Consider the following 18,950-nt stretch of genomic DNA (forward strand, 5'->3'; position numbering starts at 1 on the left):
TCTAAAAAGTATGAATGAAATGAAAATAACAATACAACAATACTTGTTCGGGATATGTCTGTTGGTTTTCTTCGCTTTTAATATGTTGTTGTTAGGTGGTTGTAACGATGACACTGAAATGGAAATGATTGATTCCTCTCAAAAAAATGTCATCAGCTTGTCTATCCCGGATGCGGAATTGGTACAGGTACGTAGCGTGGCGAATGAATCGGAATGTAAGATTAGTGGCATACAGGTGTTTGTATATAATGATTCTCACGCCTCATCCCCTGTATATTATCAGGAGGGTAAAGCTGATTTGTCTTTTTTGTTCGGTAATGACACTGCATCGCCGACTGTGACATTGAAAGAATACATTCCCGCTGACAAAGAACGAATTTATGTAGTTTGTAACCTGACTAATCGTTCTTCTGCATCAGGAGCAGGTGATTTTCTTATAAATAAAATGGCTAGTGAAGAGCAGTTGAGGAATTATACTAGTCAAGGAATGATGAAGGGCTTTTCCGCTCTGCAAAGTGAAGGGCGGACTATTCCGATGTACGGTTGGATGGAATGGAATGAGAACGCTACCTCTAACATTTGTCTGTTGACCCGTTGTTTGGCAAAAGTTACGGTTGATGCAAAGGCGGATTTGTTTTCCGGTAAACAAGTCTATTGGGAATGGAGAAATCTTAATTATTCGGATTTTACATTAGATAGCGAGTATAAGGGGGAAATCTATCAGGGCAGTATTAACGAAAGCGGCGTTTCGGAAAAACATGATTTACTTTCCGCTACAGTTCCTTTGGATGTAACGAAAGGACTGGTGACAAGTTACTATCCTTTGGAATATGAACACTCCATTTACGCTTTAGGAAATAAGGTTGATAAGAAAACATTCTCCAAAGATCGTGCAATGTTGCTTCTTGTAGTCCGGAATCCGGACGGTTCGAATAAAGAGTATTATCGTTTGGATTTCCTGGATAAGGAAACCGGGCAGTATCTGGATATAATACGTAATCATTCTTATCGCTTTACTATTGCCGAGCTAAAGAATAAGGGATATGATACGGAACTGGAAGCCATTCAAAATCCGGGAAGTAATATCGAGTATACGGTGACGGTTTCGGATAATTGGTCGCGGGGATATGCTTCTAACGGCCAGTACTTGGTAAAAACGGATAGGGAAGACCTTAAGTTGATAGAGAATGGCATCACAGATCCGGTAACAATGGTAAAATTTGAATTGCAGGCTGATGATACGGGTAATGTCGATTTTAGTGGTGTTACCACTCGTAATGTTCGCGTTTTAAATTCGGATAAGAAAACTTTGGTACCCTCATCTGACTTATGCCTGTTTTATAGCATAGATAATAATAATTTGGTACAGGTGAAGGGAACAGGAGGACTTTCGGTGAATGAAGTGAACCTTCCGCAAGATAGCGATGTGTATTGGATTTATTGCACTGTACCCGAAAACTCTTCACTAAAGGAAGGATTTTTGGAAATATCCGTAGGTAACATAGTGAAGTATATCCCTTTCAGTATCATATCTCACACAGAAGCGATTGCTGTGGATGAAGACGGTCCGGCAAACTGCTTTATTACTCCGGTGACTTATGGTGTTTATTCGTTTGACGCTACGGTGATAGGAAACGGGGTTGATGGTATAGTGGCGGAAACGAGAGGCAGAGCTGCATGGCGGGAAGAATTAGGTGAAGATATAGAACAATATCATTTTAAAAATGCTTCAGGTGAAGATATATCAGTTTCTAAAAATGTTGAGATAGTTCCTTATTCTGCAAAACTAATTTGGCAGGACAAGCAAAATCTTATATCACAAGTTGCATTTAATTCTACTACTAATCGAGTTGAATTCTTGAGTAGTGGTACGGGAAATGGGGTTATTGCAGTTTATGATAAACAAGATCCAAATGCGGAGGATGCTACAGTACTATGGAGTTGGCATGTTTGGTGTACAGAGCACCCCACTATAATAGAATTAGGCCTACCAACCAATGGAGAAACTTATAGTGGGAAGAATTATAGAATAATGGATCGAGATTTAGGAGCAACAACTAATACTCCTGATGAGTTAACAACACGTGGTTTGGGTTACCAATGGGGGCGTAAAGATCCTTTTTGTATTTCAGCTTCCTTTGAAAGTACGGACGATTTTATGCATAATGTACGTGGAAGTAAACTAAAGCACAAAGAGGAGGAAAAAAATGAAAGTATAGGAACAATTGAGTATGCGATAAATCATCCTGCCGTATTTATCATAAGTGATGATGCCTATAGTGTTCATGATTGGTTGTATTATACTTCTGAATCCGGTAATAATGATTTGACTGGAAATCAATATTTATGGGGAAATAACCCTTATTCGCAATATAAAATGGTTAATGTAGAGACAATGAAGACCCTTTATGATCCATGTCCTGTTGGTTACAAAGTATCTCCGCCGGATGTATATGGTGCATTTTTAAAATATCCAATAATAGATTCCCCTATTGGCAAAAGCGGAACCGAATTTTTGGGACATATGGAGAAGGGAGATTTTTATACTCCTTTATTTACTAAGTATGGGGTATATTTCTATTGTGGTAGTGAAAATAGTACACGGAAAGTCTATTTTATTTCTACTTCGCTTCGCCATGGAAGAACTTATGATAAAGGGGTAGTAAATGGCCCTTTTTATAGTGCTCATCTTTGTGGGACAATGAGATATAATGATGGCAGTGGTATGAATGTAATAATGTCATTTGGATTTGATTTAAAAAATGGTGATGTTGGCTGTGGCTTCGGTGGGGGTAATAATTACTGGTTAGATCGTTCTACGGCAGCACCTGTCCGCTGTATCCGTGACGAATAAACATATATAATTCATTTTTAAATACAAACCTATGAACAAATCAGAACTAATCAAAGAAGTAGCCCTTAAAGGTCAGTTGAGCTTTAACGAAGCTACGAATGCTGTAGATGCAATCATGGAAACCATTGCGGAAACAATGCATAAAGGAGAGAGTGTCACCTTGGTCGGCTTCGGCAGTTTTGTCATTCAAGAACGGAAAGCGCGCAACGGGCATAATCCTGCCACAGGCGGCTCAATGCTGATTCCAGCCAAACGACAAGTGAAATTCCGTCCCGGAAGTAAAATGAAATTAGAGTAAAGAAACAGGTTAAACTAAATGTTGAACATAAAAATTGAAACATGAAAAAGAAAATTATTACAGTTGCATTGGTATTATCATCAGTCTGTGCCATGGCACAGCAAAAGGAAAATCGTGATACGGACGGAAATATTCTCCGTGACCCGTATGAAACGAATAGTTTCTGGAGTAACTGGTATATCGGTGTAGGCGGTGGAATCAATATCTATGAAGGTGAACTTGATAACAAGACATCGGTGGGCAACCGTATTGCTCCTGCACTGGATGTGTCGTTGGGCAAGTGGATTACTCCTTCTTACGGAGTCCGCCTACAATATTCGGGTCTGAAAGCCAAGGGGCTGACGGATGCAAGCGGGATGTATGCCAAAGGGGCGCATCGCGGTTATTATAAGGAAGAGTTTAATGTTTCCAATCTCCATGCGGACTTTATGTGGAACTGGTCGAACGGTTTCCTCGGATTCAATGAGAAACGTGTGTGGAATGTGATTCCGTTTGTCGGTTTCGGCTGGGCACGTTCGTGGGGAAACAGTACGCATGATAATGAAATTGCCGCCAACATTGGTATTTTGAATACGTTCCGCCTGGGCAAGCGTCTGGACCTGACTCTGGAAGGACGACAGATGCTTGTGAAAGAGTCTTTTGACGGAACTGTAAGTGGCAGCAAAGGTGAAGGAATGAGTTCTGTGACACTGGGGCTAAGCGTGAAGTTGGGCAAGACCCGTTTCAATCGTGTCGAGAAAGTGGCTCCGGCAGATTATTCATCTTATAATGAACGTATCAACGCGCTTCGTGCCAAAAATCATGATTTGAGCACCGAAGCACAGCGTCTTGCCGCCGAACTGGAAGCTGCCAGAAATCGGAAACCGGAAGTGGTGAATGAATCGAAAGTGACTGCTTCGCCGGTAGCCCTGTTCTTCCCTATCGGCAAGGCTACTTTGGATAAGAAGGAACTTGCCAATCTTGAGTTTTATGTGAACAACGCTATCAAGGCGGATAAGAACAAGACTTTCACGCTGATTGGTTCGGCGGACAGCGCTACGGGCAGCAAGGAACTGAACCAACGTTTGAGTGAACAACGTATGGAGTATGTGTACAATTTATTAGTCGAAAAGTATAAAATTTCCCCTGAACGTCTCGTGAAGAAAGCGGAGGGCGATACGAACAACCGTTTTAGTGAACCTGAATTGAACCGCGTCGTAATCGTCGAATAATAGTTTTATTTCATTTCAAGGTATTTCAGGCAACATTGCGGGGCTGTCTCGTTTTCTTCTATGTCGGGACTGAAAGCGCTTTGTCGTTACAAGGTGGGCTTGTTGGCCGGTAGTTGGATGGTCTTTTGCAATGTTGCTTTTTTGAATGAAGAGGAGGATATGATAATATATAATAGTCTGTTGGCGAAAACTTTTCTGAACAGGAAGAAAAGGCATTATTTTATGATTTTCGGTTGTTGTTTCACCCGGTTCAAATATTTGGAAGGGTGGGAGGAGATGGAACTTCAGATTCATGCGCGGCAGTATACGGAATGTTTCTTCTTGGCATTATTGCCTGCATTGGTGCTATCCGTCTGGCTTTCGTGGTGGTGGATGTTGCTTGCGTTCATGAGTTATCATCTGCTTTACTGGCTGGAGAGGTGGTTCGGACACCATTCTTCATTTGACTGGGAAGCGTTGGAGCATTGTAGCGATGCGCTTTATTTGAGAAAGCGGAAATCTCGTGCTTGGATGAAATGGTATGGGAAGAAGTCGTTGCCGCCTTCGGAATGGGAGGATGATTAGAGAGAATAGTATATCTTATACGAGTAGAAAAAGTAGATTATGAAAACGAAATTTATAGCTGAAATGGTGGGCACTATGGTGCTTGTCTTAATGGGATGCGGCGCTGCTGTATTGAATGGCGGCGCGACATCGGTAGCCGCGGTGTTGACGATTGCTTTCGCGTTCGGTTTGTCGGTGGTGGCAATGGCGTACACAATCGGTCCTGTTTCGGGCTGTCATATCAATCCGGCCATCACCATCGGCGTTTGGCTGAATGGCGGACTGTCGGTAATGGAAGCCGGTGTGTATATCGTAGCGCAAGTGACGGGCGGAATACTTGGCTCTGCATTGCTGTGGTTGATTACCGGCACAATGGGGATAGAAGGTACGGGAGCCAACGGTTTTGAAGAACCGTATCTGCTGGCTGCATTTGTGGCCGAGGCGGTGTTTACGTTCATCTTCGTGCTGACTGTATTGGGCACTACCGACCGGGATAATAGTAGTCCTCATTTTGCCGGGTTGGCTATCGGATTGACTCTGGTACTGGTGCATATTGTATGTATTCCCGTTACGGGGACATCGGTTAATCCTGCCCGTAGCATTGGTCCGGCATTGTTTGCCGGAGTGGAGGCTATCAGCCAGCTTTGGTTGTTTATTGTGGCTCCGATTGTCGGTGCGGTGGTAGCAGTGCCAGTCTGGAAAACAATAAAAGGAAATTAATTGTTTCATTTCATGTTTTTGTGAGAATAGAAAAAGATGTAGGTTTTCCCCATATAGTATAATAAATGAGTTTAATGGCCTATATCCTTTATGTCGCTGTGAAGCGCCTCATTTCCCCAAGGGAATCCGTGCCCCTGCCATTTTTCTTTTTATAATAGTAGCATAGGAAAAATGGAATCATGGGTTCTACGCTGCCTGTGAAGGTCGCTCTATTGTTTGTTTTGTTTGTGTGGTGCATCTTTTTCCCGGTGGGGAAGAAGGTGCACTCTTTTTGTATAATGTATTAATGGTCGGAAGTATTACATACGTCCATAGGCTTCCCAATATGGCATTAAAGCCTCTTGCAGCCAATGTGCCACCTCGGAGAATGAAAGGCTATTTTTGATAGTTGCCTTTTTTAGAAATGTTGACCATCGTAACTGCATCTGCGTATGGTTGGGAAAGTCTTTCCTGAAGAACATCGTATCTGCATTATAAAGAGTATGACGATTCTCGAAAGTGCGGTTGATAGCATCCTGTAATATGGTATTGTCATATTTGAATGATGTGAGCAGGTGGTAGATGTCATAATAGTCTTTCATCCGGCTGCTTTGGTCAGCTAAGTCTATGATGGCGTGCATCTTCTCCGCAATTACGGTTTCAGTGGAATAGGCAAGAATGTTTGCTTCTGGCAGTTCTTCCAATAACAATGGGTAATCTAATGATACAGGATGTGGTGTTACCACATCTCCAAAACCAATGTCCATTGTCAGCACTTGGGCAATGGTGTCCATTGTCGCCGGAATACTTAGACGGATACCGTGGTAGTCTTTGAACTCGGTGATGTTCTGTGCTGCAAGCTTGTCGGCAGCAAACCTTACTCCGTCTTCCTCACACTCTACAGCGCATATTTCACGGAACGCCTCGGCGATGCGTTCGCCATCATTGCTGATATGCGTGCCAAGAAAATCAATATCCAATGTCGGACGTGCAGCAAAGCGTTCGTATGCATACATCAGTGCTCCACCTTTCAGGTAGAAGTTCTCACGGTAATGAGTCTGTGAGATACGGTACAATAGGCGTTCCTGAAAATATCTGGTCAGAATGGTCTGGTAGAACACATCCTTCTGCTTGGCTACATTGAGCAGCTTTGCCCGGATGGACTTTCCAGGATTTTTGATTTCACTCATAGTTTTATTGCAATATACTGTTCAAGGATTCGTCTTACTCTTAGTTTGTCGGCATAATCCATCAGCAGGGATAGATTTCTGTCTGGCTGGGAAATGTAGTTATTCACCACTTCGGAACAAACATCCATGCCTATCTTGTTGCGGTACTTCACCGCATCGCACACGCATCGCTCTTTATTATATATATGTATGTGGTAACCGCTTACAACCAGTTCCTCGACACCTATGTCAAACATCGTGTCTGTGATATGATGGAGCTCTATCTTGGGAAATGTTGGAAGCGTGATTTTGCGACCTCTTTTTACCGCCACATGGTATGCCTGAGGCAATGAGGTGGTGAGCCCATGCACATTCCATGCGGAGAAAAGGCATAGCACTCCGCCTGGAACGATGGCTTCCACATCTATCATCGTGTCCGCCAACTGCTCGGCTGTGGCATATACGCCCCGTTTGATGCGTACCGCGTCTCCGTCACGCACACTGTCCAGCAGCTTGTAATAGGCTGTCCGACCTTCTTCCTTTACCATACTAGAGGAGGTAAAACTGTTATTATATCTCTTGCTTTTCATGCCTGTACTCTTTATTTTAGGACAAATCTACTACATTTATTTGTGATTGTAGTGCGTTTGTACTGGGAAATGCTTATTTGCCATGAAATATTAACATATATCAGACAATCTTGCCCGAATCATCTCGCAACAATTTCAGTAATTCTTGGTTTTCATTGCTTTCGATATACTGGCATAATTGCAGTTTGCTCTCTTTCAATATGCGGTATCTGGCTATTGACAGCCTTGAGCGCCTAAAACTTTCCATGCTTTTTAGTATGGTATTTATTAGTTTGAATATATTTGTTTGTTTATTATTCTCCCCAGGCTATCGGTTTTGTCGCTTTTTCCTTGCTTTTTGTCGTTATCTTGTCGTTTATTTGGTTCCTCTATGTCGGTTGTATATGTCTGAAATGCTTTTTGGTACTTTTCTGATGAGGCTATTTGGTGTCGTTTCATCTCCGTGGAAGATGCTGCATCTTTGCATCGTTAACGTTAGCGAAGTGATAATTAAAACAGTATTTATTAAAAAAAGAAAGTAGTATGGCTATTAGATTTAGAAGGGTGTCTCGCCTGTGTGACCCTACAAATAAAGAAGCAGGAAAGAAAGTGTATCCGGTGATTTCTTATCAGTATGATACGAGTGCAACGTTGGATGAGTTTGCAAAGGAGATTGCGTCTGCTTCCGGTGTCAGCGAGGGTGAAACGATTAGTGTATTGAAAGATTTCCGTACGTTATTGAGAAAGACATTGCTGGGTGGCCGTTCGGTGAATATCGCCGGTCTGGGATATTTTTACCTTTCTGCCCAAAGCAAAGGGACGGAGAAGGCGGAAGATTTTACGATCGCTAATATTTCAGGGCTTCGTATCTGTTTTCGTGCTAACTCGGACATTCGTCTGTTTACCGGGACGACTACCCGTTCGGATGGATTGAAGTTCAAGGATTTGGATCATATTAATGATTTGGGTAGTGTTGGTGACGGTTCGGATGATGGGGGTGAAACTCCGGATCCGGATGGTGGTTCGGGTGGTAATGGTGAAGCACCGGATCCGGCTGCTTGATTCATGAGCCGTTGAGAACTGTCTGGTTTGTATGGAATGGGGCTTCGGCCTCATTCTTTCTTTATAACTACGTAAAAATATAAATATGCAAATAACTACAATCCTTGCTTTTATTACTGCTATGGGTGGTTTGGAAGCAGTGAAATGGTTAGTGAGGTATCTCACTTGTCGTAAGACGGATGCACGGAAAGAGGAAGCGTCCGTGAACAGTATGGAAGAAGAAAATCGCCGTAAAAAGGTGGACTGGCTGGAAGAACGGCTGACTCAACGTGACGAGAAGATAGACGGGCTTTATATTGAACTTCGCAAGGAGCAGGAAGAGAAGATTGACTGGATACATAAATGTCATGAAGTGGAGTTGATACAGAAGGAGTCGGAAGTGAAGAAGTGTGAGATTAGAGGGTGTGTGAAGCGTATGCCACCTTCGGATTATTAACTGGTGCGTTTGAACTAATAATGAATTATCATGAGAAATATAGATTCTATCATAGTACATTGTTCGGCTACGAAAGCCGGGCAGGATTTTACTGCCACAGATATTGACCGTTGGCACCGGGAACGTGGGTTCAACGGTATCGGGTATCACTATGTGATCCGTTTGGATGGGAAATTGGAAAAGGGGCGGGATGTGGCTTTGCCCGGTGCTCATTGTAAAGGTTGGAATGAGCAGAGTATCGCGATATGTTATATCGGTGGATTGGATGGGAACGGGCGTCCGGCAGATACCCGGACGAATGCTCAAAAACGGGTGCTTTATCAGATTATTATGGATTTGCAGCGGGAATATAATATTCTCCAAGTGTTGGGACATCGGGATACTTCACCGGATTTGAATGGTGACGGAGTGATTGAACCTTATGAATATGTGAAGGCTTGTCCCTGTTTTGATGTGAAGGAGTTTTTGAGGAGTGGGAGGGAGTTACTGTTTGTGTTGTTGGTGGCTTTGGTTGTGCCTGTATTGCTGTCGGGATGTAGGAGTAAGAAAGAGGTGATAAACAGGGAGAGTGAAGTTAGGGTTGATTCAAGTTTAAATAGTAGCTCCGGGAAAAGTCTAGTTAAAAATAAGGTTGCTTTAGAAAAGGATTCGGAGGTGGTGGAGGAGCATATTGACCAGGTGTTGTTTGTATTTCCTGTGGATACGCTTGGATTGAAGGCTGGGATGGTGGTGAAGACTGTGGTGGATAGGAAAAACGTTAATGAGAAACAACTTCTTCAAGAAGTGAATTCACAGTCTGTGAGCTTATCGGATATGAGCGCTAAGACAGAGATTCATAAAACGGGAGTTGAGAAAACTACTAATAGGACAACCGGAAGTGGGTATTGGTACGGAATTATTTTGCTGGTTCTGGTTCTTGTGTGTTGGATTTGCAAAGTGAAGAGGAAGTGAGATGTTGTTTGTCTGGTACAAAGTTAGTTTTGATGAAAAATGGAGTCATGGTAGTGCTGTCTGTGAAACTGTGTACTTTTTTGTGGAGTTTGTATGTGTATTCCCATGGAAATGCGTATCTTTGAATAATCAAAATAGAGAAAAAATCATGGACGGGATATTACGTAAACTTCCTATTGGAATACAGACTTTTGCAGAGATTCGTGAAGAAAATTATCTCTATGTAGATAAGACTGTTTTTGTGTGGCGAATAGCTAACACAGGTAAACCTTATTTCTTGAGCCGCCCTCGCCGTTTCGGCAAGAGTCTTCTTCTTTCTACTTTTGAAGCTTATTTCGAAGGTAAGAAAGAATTATTTGAAGGGTTGGCCATAGCTGATATGGAAAAGGAATGGAAGACATATCCGGTATTTCATTTGGATTTAAACGCGGAAAAATATGATTCTCCCCAGGCTTTAGTCGAAATTCTTAGCAGGCAGTTGACGCAATGGGAACTGAAATATGGCAAAGGGGAGGATGAGGAAACTCTCTCCGGACGTTTTGCGGGTGTAATTCGCCGAGCCTGTGAACAGTCTGGTCGTGGAGTCGTAGTCTTGGTGGATGAATATGATAAACCTTTGTTGCAGGCATTGGGTGATGACGCTTTGCTTGATGACTATCGTAAGACATTGAAGGCCTTCTATGGTGTACTGAAAAGTTCTGACCGTTATCTTCGTTTTGTTTTCCTTACCGGTGTGACTAAGTTTGCGCAAGTCAGTGTGTTCAGTGATTTGAATCAACTGAATGATATCAGTATGAAGCCGCAGTATGCCACGATTTGTGGTATTACACGACAAGAATTGGAGGATACTTTTATTCCTGAACTGAATCGATTGGCAGAAACAAATGAACTGACTTATGAAGAAACATTAAATAAGATGACGGCTTTATATGACGGTTATCATTTTTGTGAGTTTGCGGAAGGAGTATTCAATCCATTCAGTGTGCTTAACGTTTTTGACGGGTATAAGTTTAGTAATTATTGGTTCCAAACCGGTACTCCTACTTTTTTAGTCGAACTGCTTAAAAAGAGTGAGTATGATTTGCGTACGTTGATTGATGGGGTAGAAGCCAATGCTTCTTCGTTTATGGAATATAGGGTAGATGCTAATAATCCGATTCCGTTGATTTATCAGAGTGGCTATTTGACTATAAAGGGGTATGACAAGCGTTTTGGAAACTACCTGCTGAAATTTCCCAATGATGAAGTACGATATGGATTTATGGATTTTTTGGTTCCTTATTACACATCAGTGGTAGATGATGAACGGGGCTTTTATCTAGGTAAATTTGTACGTGAATTGGAGAGTGGTGATGTTGACGCTTTTCTTACCCGCTTACAAGCTTTCTTCGCAGATTTCCCTTATGAACTGAATGAAAAGACCGAACGACATTATCAAGTTGTATTTTACTTAGTATTCAAATTGATGGGACAATTTACCGGAGCAGAGGTTCGTAGTGCCCGCGGACGGGCGGATGCAGTGGTGAAAACTCCGAAGTATATTTATGTATTTGAATTTAAACTGAATGGTACTGCCGAACAGGCTTTGCAGCAGATTGATGAAAAAGGCTATCTGATACCTTATCAGGTAGACGGGCGTGAGTTGGTTAAAGTTGGAGTGGAGTTCAGTGCAGAAAAAAGGAATATAGACCGGTGGTTGTATTAGCTCGATAACCATGTTGTTAAAGGAGTTACGGAGCCGTTTGAGATTGTTCAAGCGGCTCTTGTTTTGCGGGTAGTTCTTTTAATTTTCGATGTTATATTCTATTACAGGAATCGACAACTGGGTGAAGAAACAGAATAAGTCAAAGTTAGCTTGTGCATAGCCCTTGTGGCTGCCACATAAAGCATACTTTTATCAATATTGGAATGATAGTTCTTATCATCTGTTTGCGGAATGATTACTTCGTCAAATTCCAGTCCTTTCGCCATATGGGCGGAAGTGATGATAATCCCTTTTACATAAGCAGAACTTTGATTGGACAAAAGTGAGATGTCGTTTGCATATATCTGGAGCTTTTGAACAAGTTCTTTTGCTTGGGATTCTGTTTTGCAGATAATCCCTAATGAGGTATAATGGGAGTTCCTGAAGGAGTTTACTAAATCCGCAATACCTTGGATCTCTTCTTCTGTATTTTTGAATGGAAGAATCTTGGGGTGTTCCCCATGTCTCATAATCGGTTCTAATTCATTGTTCGGTTGAATTTTTTGTGCAAAACTGGTGATCTCAAAAGTAGAACGATAGCTTTTGCAAAGTTTCATTATTTCTCCTGTTGCAAATGCTTTCTGAATCATATCGGCAGTGGAAGAACCATAAGGATTGACGGATTGGGAAGTGTCTCCAAGAATTGTTTTTCGACACGGATAAAGTTTTTGAATCACTTTGTATTGTATGGGAGAATAGTCTTGCATTTCGTCTATCAGAAGGTGTTTGACGTAAGATTGGGCGTTGTTCCCATTTAATGCGATATGCAGATAAGCCAAAGGGGCTAAATCCGCATATTCCAGTATGCGGTTTTTGCGTGTCTTGAACATCTCCGGTTTTCCGATCCACTCAAAAAAGTCTTTATAGATTTGGAGATCGTTATTGCCCGCGAACATCTTTTTTATCTCTTTCTTTAGTTGGTTTTTCTCCGGAGTGCTAACTGTGAGATTATATTGTAGTTGCATCATTTCCAGAATGTAATCTGTCATAGTCTCAAATCGTTGACGTATGGGATAGCGGTGGAATCGTTTGAACTGTTCGTTAATAAATTCAGCAGGAATGGTGATGTATTTGGTGAGTTTTACGTCTGTTGCTTTGAAATAGTTGTTTTCCATGTAAAGGATGAATTTGTCAAGTAGTGATATAAACTCGAAGGAGGCTTTGTATTGAATCCGTTCGATAAAGTCGGGTGTCGGGTTTTCTAATAGTTCCGTCACTTGTTCGAAGAAATTCTGGTGTTTATATTTGTTGTCAATTACATCCGACAGAATTTGCTCCATGCTGGTTTCGGGAACGGTCTCTTCGCCAAGTTCCGGAAGTACATTAGAAATGTAATCGGCAAATACTTTATTGGGGGAGATGATTAATATGTCTTTGGAAGAAATCTGTCCTTTCTGTGTATAAAGCAGGTAGGCAATACGATGGAGGGCGATAGAGGTTTTTCCTGAACCGGCAACACCTTGTATAATAAGTACAGAAGCGTTTTCATTACGGATGATCTGATTCTGTTCCCTCTGAATTGTCGTGACGATATTTTTCATTTTATTGTCGGCATTGGAACATAGTTCTTTTTGCAGAATATCGTCATGAACAGTTATGGAACTTTCAATCATGTACTCCATTTTTCCTTTGCGAATACGATATTGGCGTTTGAGTGAGATCGCTCCGTTAATTTTGCCTGCGGGGGAAGAGTAGAACGCCTCGCCTAATTCATGATCGTAGAACATGCTTGAAATAGGAGCTCGCCAATCGTAAATCAGATTCTTTTTTTGATTGAGGTCATAGAAAGTATGTATTCCTATATAGATCGGACTAACTTGGCTTTTGTCTTTCTTTTCCTGAAAGTCGATTCGTCCGAAATAGGGGGTATCCAGTATTTTGCTTAGTCGCCTGCGTTTGTCAATTACATTTTCACCTAATGCAAAGTGATTTAATATGCTTTCGCGCATGGAACGGATTTCGTGCGGATCGATATCCTTGTTCGACCATAGATAATCCTTGTACTCCTGCAGGGTGTCTATATGCTCTTTGACGGAAGTACTGGTAGTGTTAATCGTATCATGGATAGTGGTTATGACTTGCTGTAAATACTCTTTTTCCTGTTTCTCTGTTTGATTGAATATCATAATCTCTTTTTAGTTGTATGGTGAAGAATTGAATTTGCGGACAAAGTTAGCTCAACCCATTAAGGGATTAAATAGTTATTTATAGCTATATATGTATCCTTTTTCCTATTTTTGCATACTTACTTAATAAGGAAAAAGATGAATATTCTTGAATTGGCAAAACGTAACCAGCAGAAAGCTTGGGAGATTATAGAGGATACCCGTATTGTTCGGATATGGGAGGGGATGGGTGCCAAAGTGAATCTGGTAGGTTCGTTGCGTACAGGATTATTGATGAAACATCGGGATATTGATTTTCATATTTATACTTCTCCTTTGGATTTGTCTGCCAGCTTTCGGGCGATGGCTGAATTGGCGGAAAATACGTCCGTAAAGAAGATTGAATATACGAATTTATTACATACGGAAGAAGCGTGTATAGAGTGGCATGCATGGTATCAGGATATGGAGGGAGAACTTTGGCAAATGGATATGATTCATATCCAAGAAGGCTCTCGTTATGATGGCTACTTTGAAAGGGTGGCCGAACGCATTTCTGCGGTATTGACAGATGAAATGAGACTGGCTATCTTGAATTTGAAATACGAAACGCCTGATACGGAAAAGATTATGGGAGTGGAGTATTATCAAGCTGTGATTCAGGATGGTGTATGTAGTTATCCGGAATTTGAGGAATGGAGAAGATTGCACCCGGTGGTGGGTGTGGTGGAATGGATGCCTTAGACAGACTGGTAGCTTCAGGAAAAGGCGTATGGGTTAATTAACTTAGTAGTCCGGTTTCCTGTCCCAAGCGAATGGCTTCGATAGAATTTTGCACACCTAATTTGCGTAACAGGTTCTGCCGGTGAATATTGACAGTGTGAATACTGATACATAGTTTGTCTGCAATCTCTTTACTTAACAACCCTTTTTGAATAAGCCGTAATATCTCTATTTCCCGATTAGTGAGGTTGAGCGAAGAAGGCATAAGTAAAGAGGAAGGAGAGAAGAATTCCCAGTTCTTTAGATTTAGGACAGTGCAGTCTACTGTTTCGGAATGTTTTTGGTCGGGTGAAATATCCATATTGCCTATTACGAGCCATGCTTTGCCGTTACGGTCTTGTTCCAAAACTTGATGTCGGCTAGTGACACGTATATATTGTTGCTTGGCATTGAGTATACGGAAACTGTAAATGTTGGAATAGTCGTTTCGCTGTTCGAGGGGCAGACTGTAAATGAACTGGCTTAACGTGACTTGTAATGCTGCCAGTTGCGCACGGTCGTCCGGATGAATACGTGATTCTAAATAATCTCCCTGCTTTTCCAAAGTTTCTATCTTGTGACTGTCATACCCCAGTAAATCAACGAAATTCGAGGATGCATACGTGTAATTGCATTTGTAGACATCGACAACAAATGTGCAGTTGTGACAGATTTTTGAAAGTTGGTGAAGTATGGATTTATCCCGTTCCCACACAGCGTAATCAATATCAGTGGAGGACAAGCATTGCTTTGCCCACATTTCTTCCCGAGTAATATTGTTTGATTTATTCATAGCGAATGTTTTTGGGTACTGATAATCTGTTTTGAGAAATCGTTTATTTACCAATCAATTTCTTCTATTCCCTTACTATGCAAGAAAGCATTGGCTTTACTGAAGTGTTTACAACCGAAGAAACCATATTCGGCAGAGCGGGGAGAGGGATGAACAGTGGTTAGTACCAGATGTTTGTTGGTATCTATCAAAGATCGTTTCTCTTTCGCATAACTTCCCCAAAGCATAAATATCAAATTCTCCCGTTTTTCACTTAGTTTCCTGATAACTGCGTCTGTGAAGATTTCCCAACCCATATTTCGATGAGAACCGGTTTCGTGCGCACGTACAGTAAGAACAGAGTTTAGCGGGAATACACCTTGAGCTACCCAACGATCCAAATTACCAGAAGTTGGAATTGGCTTTCCCAAATCTTGGTGTATTTCTTTGAAGATGTTGCTTAGTGAACCTGGGATAGCTACTCCATCAGGCACAGAAAAACAGACTCCATAATATTGTCCGGGATTGGGATAGGGGTCTTGTCCAAGGATAACTACTTTTACCTTTTCGAAGGGACAGGAATTGAATATATGAAAAATCTGATGTCCGAGAGGGAGGACGTGTGCCCGTTTGTATTCATCTTTGACGAATGTAACCAACTTTTCGAAGTATGGTTTGTCAAATTCTTCTTGTAATTGTTGTTTCCAACTTGGTTCTATTCTGACATCCATAAAGTGGGACTTGATAATTTATGTAATGGCAAAAGTAGATATATTACAAGAGAATATCAAGAATGATAGGCAAAATTGTGTATCTCGCCGATTTAGGATGAATTGTGTGCTAATAAATGATAATTATCGTCTTTCTTCCGAAAAAGAACGGGTATAAATGTATTATTCTGATTTATTGTGTTACCTTTGTACCAAGAGTTTGAGTTACGAATCATTATCGTATAGTTCTTCTTTATAATATTTTATTAGCAAGCAGTCCTTGTCTTTAATTATCCTCCTCACTCCAAATTAGTATTTATTTTAATAAAATTTTAAATGAACATTTACATTTCAGGTTTAAGCTATGGCACTAATGATGCTGACTTAACAAATTTATTTGCAGAGTTTGGAGAAGTTTCTTCAGCTAAAGTAATTTTTGACAGAGAAACTGGTAGATCCAGAGGATTTGCTTTCGTAGAAATGCCGAATGATACAGAAGGACAAAAAGCAATTGACGAACTGAATGGAGTTGAATACGACCAGAAAGTTATTTCAGTAAGCGTGGCACGTCCTCGTACTGAAAGACCGTCTAACGGTGGTGGTCGTGGTGGTTATAATAACTCTAGAAGATATTAATATCCGAATAAAAGCAGAAGATTCTGTCTTCTGCTTTCATTTAATAAGTTATTTCCGTTTCATGATTCAACGGAGGAATCTTCTGATTGACACAGGGGAAGACAAAAAATCATATTACATTTAAGTTCTGCTAATTCTGGCTCTTTTTCTGTGCAATATCAGGAATATCTACTCCTGCACTTTCCATTCTGAAAATAGATTTATTAGACTTTTTTGTAATACACAATACTCTTGAAGAAGTCAGGAGTAAAGGTTTAATAAATTACACCCAACAAGGCAAATAGTCAATGACAGGGCCAATCTTGAGCGCTTGAATAAAGTGTGCTCACACTGTTTATCTTGTTCAATTGCTCTAAAGCAAAATAAAACATATGAAATCATTCTTTATAGGAAATATTGAGATAAAAACACCTGTAATACAAGGTGGAATGGGAGTAGGTATCTCGCTCTCGGGTTTGGCTTCGGCAGTAGCAAACGAAGGAGGAGTAGGCGTTATATCATGCGCAGGTTTAGGTTTGTTATACCCCAAAGGGAAAGGTACTTATCCTGAAAAATGTATTAACGGGCTGAAAGAGGAAATCCGGAAAGCACGTGCGAAAACAAAAGGTATTATTGGCGTAAACGTCATGGTTGCTTTATCGAATTATGCGGATATGGTGCGCACCGCAATCGAGGAAAAGATTGATGTGGTATTTTCCGGTGCCGGGCTTCCACTCGACCTGCCTTCATATCTGACTCCGGAGAGTACAACCAAGCTAGTGCCTATTGTATCTTCTTCACGAGCAGCCAAAATCATCTGCGATAAATGGCAGAAGAACTATAATTATCTGCCCGATGCAATCGTGGTGGAGGGGCCTAAAGCCGGTGGACATTTAGGATTCAAAAAAGAACAATTACAGGATCAGCATTATGCTTTGGAAACTTTGATTCCGGAAGTGGTAATGATTGCATCCAGCTATAAAGAACAGAAACAGATTCCGGTGATTGCCGCCGGCGGCATTTCGACGGGTGAAGATATTGCACATTTTATGGGACTGGGAGCTGCAGGGGTACAAATGGGAAGTATATTTGTTACCACCCAGGAATGTGACGCGTCCGAGACGTTCAAGGAAGTACATATTCACTCCAAGTCCGAAGATGTTCTTATTATTGAAAGTCCTGTGGGAATGCCAGGACGAGCTATTGACGGGGAATTTATTCACAATGTGAATAGTGGACTGGAGAGGCCTAAGAGTTGCTCATTCCATTGTATCAAAACATGTGATTATACAAAAAGCCCTTATTGCATTATTAAGGCTTTATATAATGCAGCCAAAGGAAATATGAAAAAAGGCTATGCTTTTGCCGGTAGCAATGCTTTTCTCGCTGAAAAAATCAGTAGTGTAAAAGAAGTAATGAGTACACTGGAGCGCGAGTTTTTCTTGGCAACCCATAAACTGGCTTAACCTACGGGATTTTCATTCCCATGATGGAGTTTGTCAGTCCCTTTACAATATAAATTAATAGCTGTTTTGATACAGCAAAAACAACAATTATGACATTTAAAGAATTAAATATAACCGAACCGATTTTAAAAGCTATTGAAGAAAAAGGATATGCAGTGCCCACTCCCATTCAGGGAGAGGCAATTCCGGCTGCATTAGCAAAAAGAGATATATTAGGCTGTGCGCAAACGGGAACAGGTAAAACTGCTTCGTTTGCTATTCCCATTATACAACATTTGCAAATGAATAAAGAGGCAGCCAAGTGCCGGGGGATTAAAGCGTTGATTTTGACGCCCACCCGTGAACTTGCCTTGCAAATAAGTGAATGCATTAATGATTATGCCAAATATACCCAAGTGCGGCATGGGGTTATTTTTGGCGGAGTAAATCAACGTCCTCAAGTTGACATGTTACACAAAGGAATTGATATCCTGGTTGCTACACCGGGACGTTTGCTTGACTTGATGAATCAGGGACATATCCATCTGGATAAGATACAATATTTTGTACTTGATGAAGCAGACCGTATGCTTGATATGGGATTTATTCATGATATCAAGCGGATATTACCAAAACTTCCGAAAGAAAAACAGACTTTATTCTTCTCCGCTACAATGCCTGATACAATTATTTCTTTAACGAATTCTTTGTTGAAGAATCCTGTACGAATCAGCATAACTCCGAAATCATCGACTGTGGATGCTATTGAACAGATGGTTTATTTCGTAGAGAAAAAGGAAAAGAGTCTTTTACTGGTTTCGATTTTGCAAAAATCAGAAGATCAGTCGGTGTTGGTATTTTCACGTACGAAGCATAATGCTGATAAGATCGTAAAGATACTGGGCAAGGCGGGAATTGGTAGCCAGGCGATTCATGGAAATAAAAGTCAGGCAGCGCGGCAGTTGGCTTTGGGCAATTTCAAGTCGGGCAAAACACGTGTGATGG

General features: G+C 41.2%; 18 protein-coding genes. 13 read left to right on the forward strand and 5 right to left on the reverse strand.

Annotated elements, in window-relative coordinates:
• Positions 1–19 precede the first annotated feature (19 nt).
• From AB5217_RS11570 to AB5217_RS11590, 5 genes are all read left to right on the forward strand, one after another.
• Positions 20–2,854 carry a hypothetical protein gene (locus AB5217_RS11570; protein ID WP_032844504.1) on the forward strand — a complete coding sequence of 945 codons (2,835 nt, stop codon included), beginning with the start codon at positions 20–22 and terminating at the stop codon, positions 2,852–2,854.
• 13 nt (positions 2,855–2,867) lie between these two features.
• Positions 2,868–3,152, forward strand: a complete 285-nt coding sequence (locus AB5217_RS11575; protein ID WP_256387955.1) for an HU family DNA-binding protein — start codon at positions 2,868–2,870, stop codon at positions 3,150–3,152.
• Between the two features lie 41 nt (positions 3,153–3,193).
• Positions 3,194–4,363, forward strand: a complete 1,170-nt coding sequence (locus AB5217_RS11580) for an OmpA family protein (protein WP_032844476.1) — start codon at positions 3,194–3,196, stop codon at positions 4,361–4,363.
• Between the two features lie 159 nt (positions 4,364–4,522).
• Positions 4,523–4,927 carry a hypothetical protein gene (locus AB5217_RS11585; protein WP_008649874.1) on the forward strand — a complete coding sequence of 135 codons (405 nt, stop codon included), beginning with the start codon at positions 4,523–4,525 and terminating at the stop codon, positions 4,925–4,927.
• 39 nt (positions 4,928–4,966) lie between these two features.
• A complete protein-coding gene (locus AB5217_RS11590) occupies positions 4,967–5,626 on the forward strand; it encodes an MIP family channel protein (RefSeq protein ID WP_004327178.1) in 660 nt (219 codons plus the stop codon).
• Between the two features lie 299 nt (positions 5,627–5,925).
• Here AB5217_RS11590 and AB5217_RS11595 read toward each other — a convergent pair whose 3' ends face one another.
• Entirely contained in the window at positions 5,926–6,795 is an 870-nt protein-coding gene (locus tag AB5217_RS11595; RefSeq protein WP_032844475.1) for a nucleotidyl transferase AbiEii/AbiGii toxin family protein, read from the reverse strand.
• On the reverse strand, positions 6,792–7,364 hold the full coding sequence (locus tag AB5217_RS11600; protein ID WP_004327180.1) for a hypothetical protein: 573 nt from the start codon (positions 7,362–7,364) through the stop codon (positions 6,792–6,794). The genes AB5217_RS11595 and AB5217_RS11600 overlap by 4 nt, the downstream gene beginning before the upstream one ends.
• Before the next feature lie 522 nt (positions 7,365–7,886).
• Between AB5217_RS11600 and AB5217_RS11605 the strand changes: the two genes are divergently transcribed.
• The 4 genes from AB5217_RS11605 to AB5217_RS11620 all read left to right on the forward strand — a co-directional run bounded on the left by AB5217_RS11605 (position 7,887) and on the right by AB5217_RS11620 (position 11,497).
• Positions 7,887–8,405, forward strand: coding sequence for an HU family DNA-binding protein (locus tag AB5217_RS11605; protein ID WP_004296149.1), 519 nt, complete (start codon positions 7,887–7,889; stop codon positions 8,403–8,405).
• A gap of 85 nt (positions 8,406–8,490) precedes the next feature.
• Positions 8,491–8,841, forward strand: a complete 351-nt coding sequence (locus AB5217_RS11610) for a hypothetical protein (protein ID WP_008649883.1) — start codon at positions 8,491–8,493, stop codon at positions 8,839–8,841.
• A gap of 30 nt (positions 8,842–8,871) precedes the next feature.
• Entirely contained in the window at positions 8,872–9,792 is a 921-nt protein-coding gene (locus AB5217_RS11615; RefSeq protein WP_032844474.1) for an N-acetylmuramoyl-L-alanine amidase, read from the forward strand.
• A gap of 148 nt (positions 9,793–9,940) precedes the next feature.
• Positions 9,941–11,497, forward strand: coding sequence for an ATP-binding protein (locus tag AB5217_RS11620; RefSeq protein WP_032844501.1), 1,557 nt, complete (start codon positions 9,941–9,943; stop codon positions 11,495–11,497).
• Positions 11,498–11,598: 101 nt separating this feature from the next.
• Here AB5217_RS11620 and AB5217_RS11625 read toward each other — a convergent pair whose 3' ends face one another.
• The gene (locus AB5217_RS11625; protein ID WP_032844473.1) at positions 11,599–13,662 is read right to left on the reverse strand and encodes a HelD family protein; all 2,064 of its coding nucleotides are present in this window, start codon (positions 13,660–13,662) and stop codon (positions 11,599–11,601) included.
• A gap of 138 nt (positions 13,663–13,800) precedes the next feature.
• Here AB5217_RS11625 and AB5217_RS11630 point away from each other — a divergent pair, with 138 nt between their 5' ends.
• On the forward strand, positions 13,801–14,385 hold the full coding sequence (locus AB5217_RS11630; protein WP_032844472.1) for a hypothetical protein: 585 nt from the start codon (positions 13,801–13,803) through the stop codon (positions 14,383–14,385).
• 37 nt (positions 14,386–14,422) lie between these two features.
• Here AB5217_RS11630 and AB5217_RS11635 read toward each other — a convergent pair whose 3' ends face one another.
• Both AB5217_RS11635 and ung read right to left on the reverse strand, forming a co-directional pair.
• A complete protein-coding gene (locus AB5217_RS11635) occupies positions 14,423–15,196 on the reverse strand; it encodes a LuxR C-terminal-related transcriptional regulator (protein WP_032844471.1) in 774 nt (257 codons plus the stop codon).
• 47 nt (positions 15,197–15,243) lie between these two features.
• Positions 15,244–15,906 (reverse strand): uracil-DNA glycosylase, encoded by a 663-nt coding sequence (gene ung, locus AB5217_RS11640; protein WP_004310617.1) that lies wholly within the window; start codon positions 15,904–15,906, stop codon positions 15,244–15,246.
• 315 nt (positions 15,907–16,221) lie between these two features.
• Between ung and AB5217_RS11645 the strand changes: the two genes are divergently transcribed.
• From AB5217_RS11645 to AB5217_RS11655, 3 genes are all read left to right on the forward strand, one after another.
• On the forward strand, positions 16,222–16,521 hold the full coding sequence (locus tag AB5217_RS11645) for an RNA recognition motif domain-containing protein (protein ID WP_004296140.1): 300 nt from the start codon (positions 16,222–16,224) through the stop codon (positions 16,519–16,521).
• Between the two features lie 371 nt (positions 16,522–16,892).
• A complete protein-coding gene (locus AB5217_RS11650) occupies positions 16,893–17,966 on the forward strand; it encodes an NAD(P)H-dependent flavin oxidoreductase (RefSeq protein WP_032844470.1) in 1,074 nt (357 codons plus the stop codon).
• A gap of 89 nt (positions 17,967–18,055) precedes the next feature.
• Positions 18,056–18,950 (forward strand): DEAD/DEAH box helicase (locus AB5217_RS11655; protein WP_368117365.1); only part of this gene is annotated, 895 nt, incomplete at its 3' end.

Source organism: Bacteroides sp. MSSM.1001136sp1_RTP21357st2_D2_RTP21359_211015 (assembly GCF_040913205.1).
GTDB classification, from domain to species: Bacteria; Bacteroidota; Bacteroidia; order Bacteroidales; family Bacteroidaceae; genus Bacteroides; species Bacteroides ovatus.

What these genes read in the sequence shown, in the direction of transcription:
- AB5217_RS11570 (WP_032844504.1), top strand. Translation starts at nt 20, where the DNA reads ATGAAAATAACAATACAACAATACTTGTTCGGGATATGTCTGTTGGTT.
- AB5217_RS11580 (WP_032844476.1), top strand. Translation starts at nt 3,194, where the DNA reads ATGAAAAAGAAAATTATTACAGTTGCATTGGTATTATCATCAGTCTGT.
- AB5217_RS11585 (WP_008649874.1), top strand. Translation starts at nt 4,523, where the DNA reads ATGATAATATATAATAGTCTGTTGGCGAAAACTTTTCTGAACAGGAAG.
- AB5217_RS11590 (WP_004327178.1), top strand. Translation starts at nt 4,967, where the DNA reads ATGAAAACGAAATTTATAGCTGAAATGGTGGGCACTATGGTGCTTGTC.
- AB5217_RS11595 (WP_032844475.1), bottom strand. Translation starts at nt 6,795, where the DNA reads ATGAGTGAAATCAAAAATCCTGGAAAGTCCATCCGGGCAAAGCTGCTC.
- AB5217_RS11600 (WP_004327180.1), bottom strand. Translation starts at nt 7,364, where the DNA reads ATGAAAAGCAAGAGATATAATAACAGTTTTACCTCCTCTAGTATGGTA.
- AB5217_RS11605 (WP_004296149.1), top strand. Translation starts at nt 7,887, where the DNA reads ATGGCTATTAGATTTAGAAGGGTGTCTCGCCTGTGTGACCCTACAAAT.
- AB5217_RS11610 (WP_008649883.1), top strand. Translation starts at nt 8,491, where the DNA reads ATGCAAATAACTACAATCCTTGCTTTTATTACTGCTATGGGTGGTTTG.
- AB5217_RS11615 (WP_032844474.1), top strand. Translation starts at nt 8,872, where the DNA reads ATGAGAAATATAGATTCTATCATAGTACATTGTTCGGCTACGAAAGCC.
- AB5217_RS11620 (WP_032844501.1), top strand. Translation starts at nt 9,941, where the DNA reads ATGGACGGGATATTACGTAAACTTCCTATTGGAATACAGACTTTTGCA.
- AB5217_RS11625 (WP_032844473.1), bottom strand. Translation starts at nt 13,662, where the DNA reads ATGATATTCAATCAAACAGAGAAACAGGAAAAAGAGTATTTACAGCAA.
- AB5217_RS11630 (WP_032844472.1), top strand. Translation starts at nt 13,801, where the DNA reads ATGAATATTCTTGAATTGGCAAAACGTAACCAGCAGAAAGCTTGGGAG.
- AB5217_RS11635 (WP_032844471.1), bottom strand. Translation starts at nt 15,196, where the DNA reads ATGAATAAATCAAACAATATTACTCGGGAAGAAATGTGGGCAAAGCAA.
- ung (WP_004310617.1), bottom strand. Translation starts at nt 15,906, where the DNA reads ATGGATGTCAGAATAGAACCAAGTTGGAAACAACAATTACAAGAAGAA.
- AB5217_RS11645 (WP_004296140.1), top strand. Translation starts at nt 16,222, where the DNA reads ATGAACATTTACATTTCAGGTTTAAGCTATGGCACTAATGATGCTGAC.
- AB5217_RS11650 (WP_032844470.1), top strand. Translation starts at nt 16,893, where the DNA reads ATGAAATCATTCTTTATAGGAAATATTGAGATAAAAACACCTGTAATA.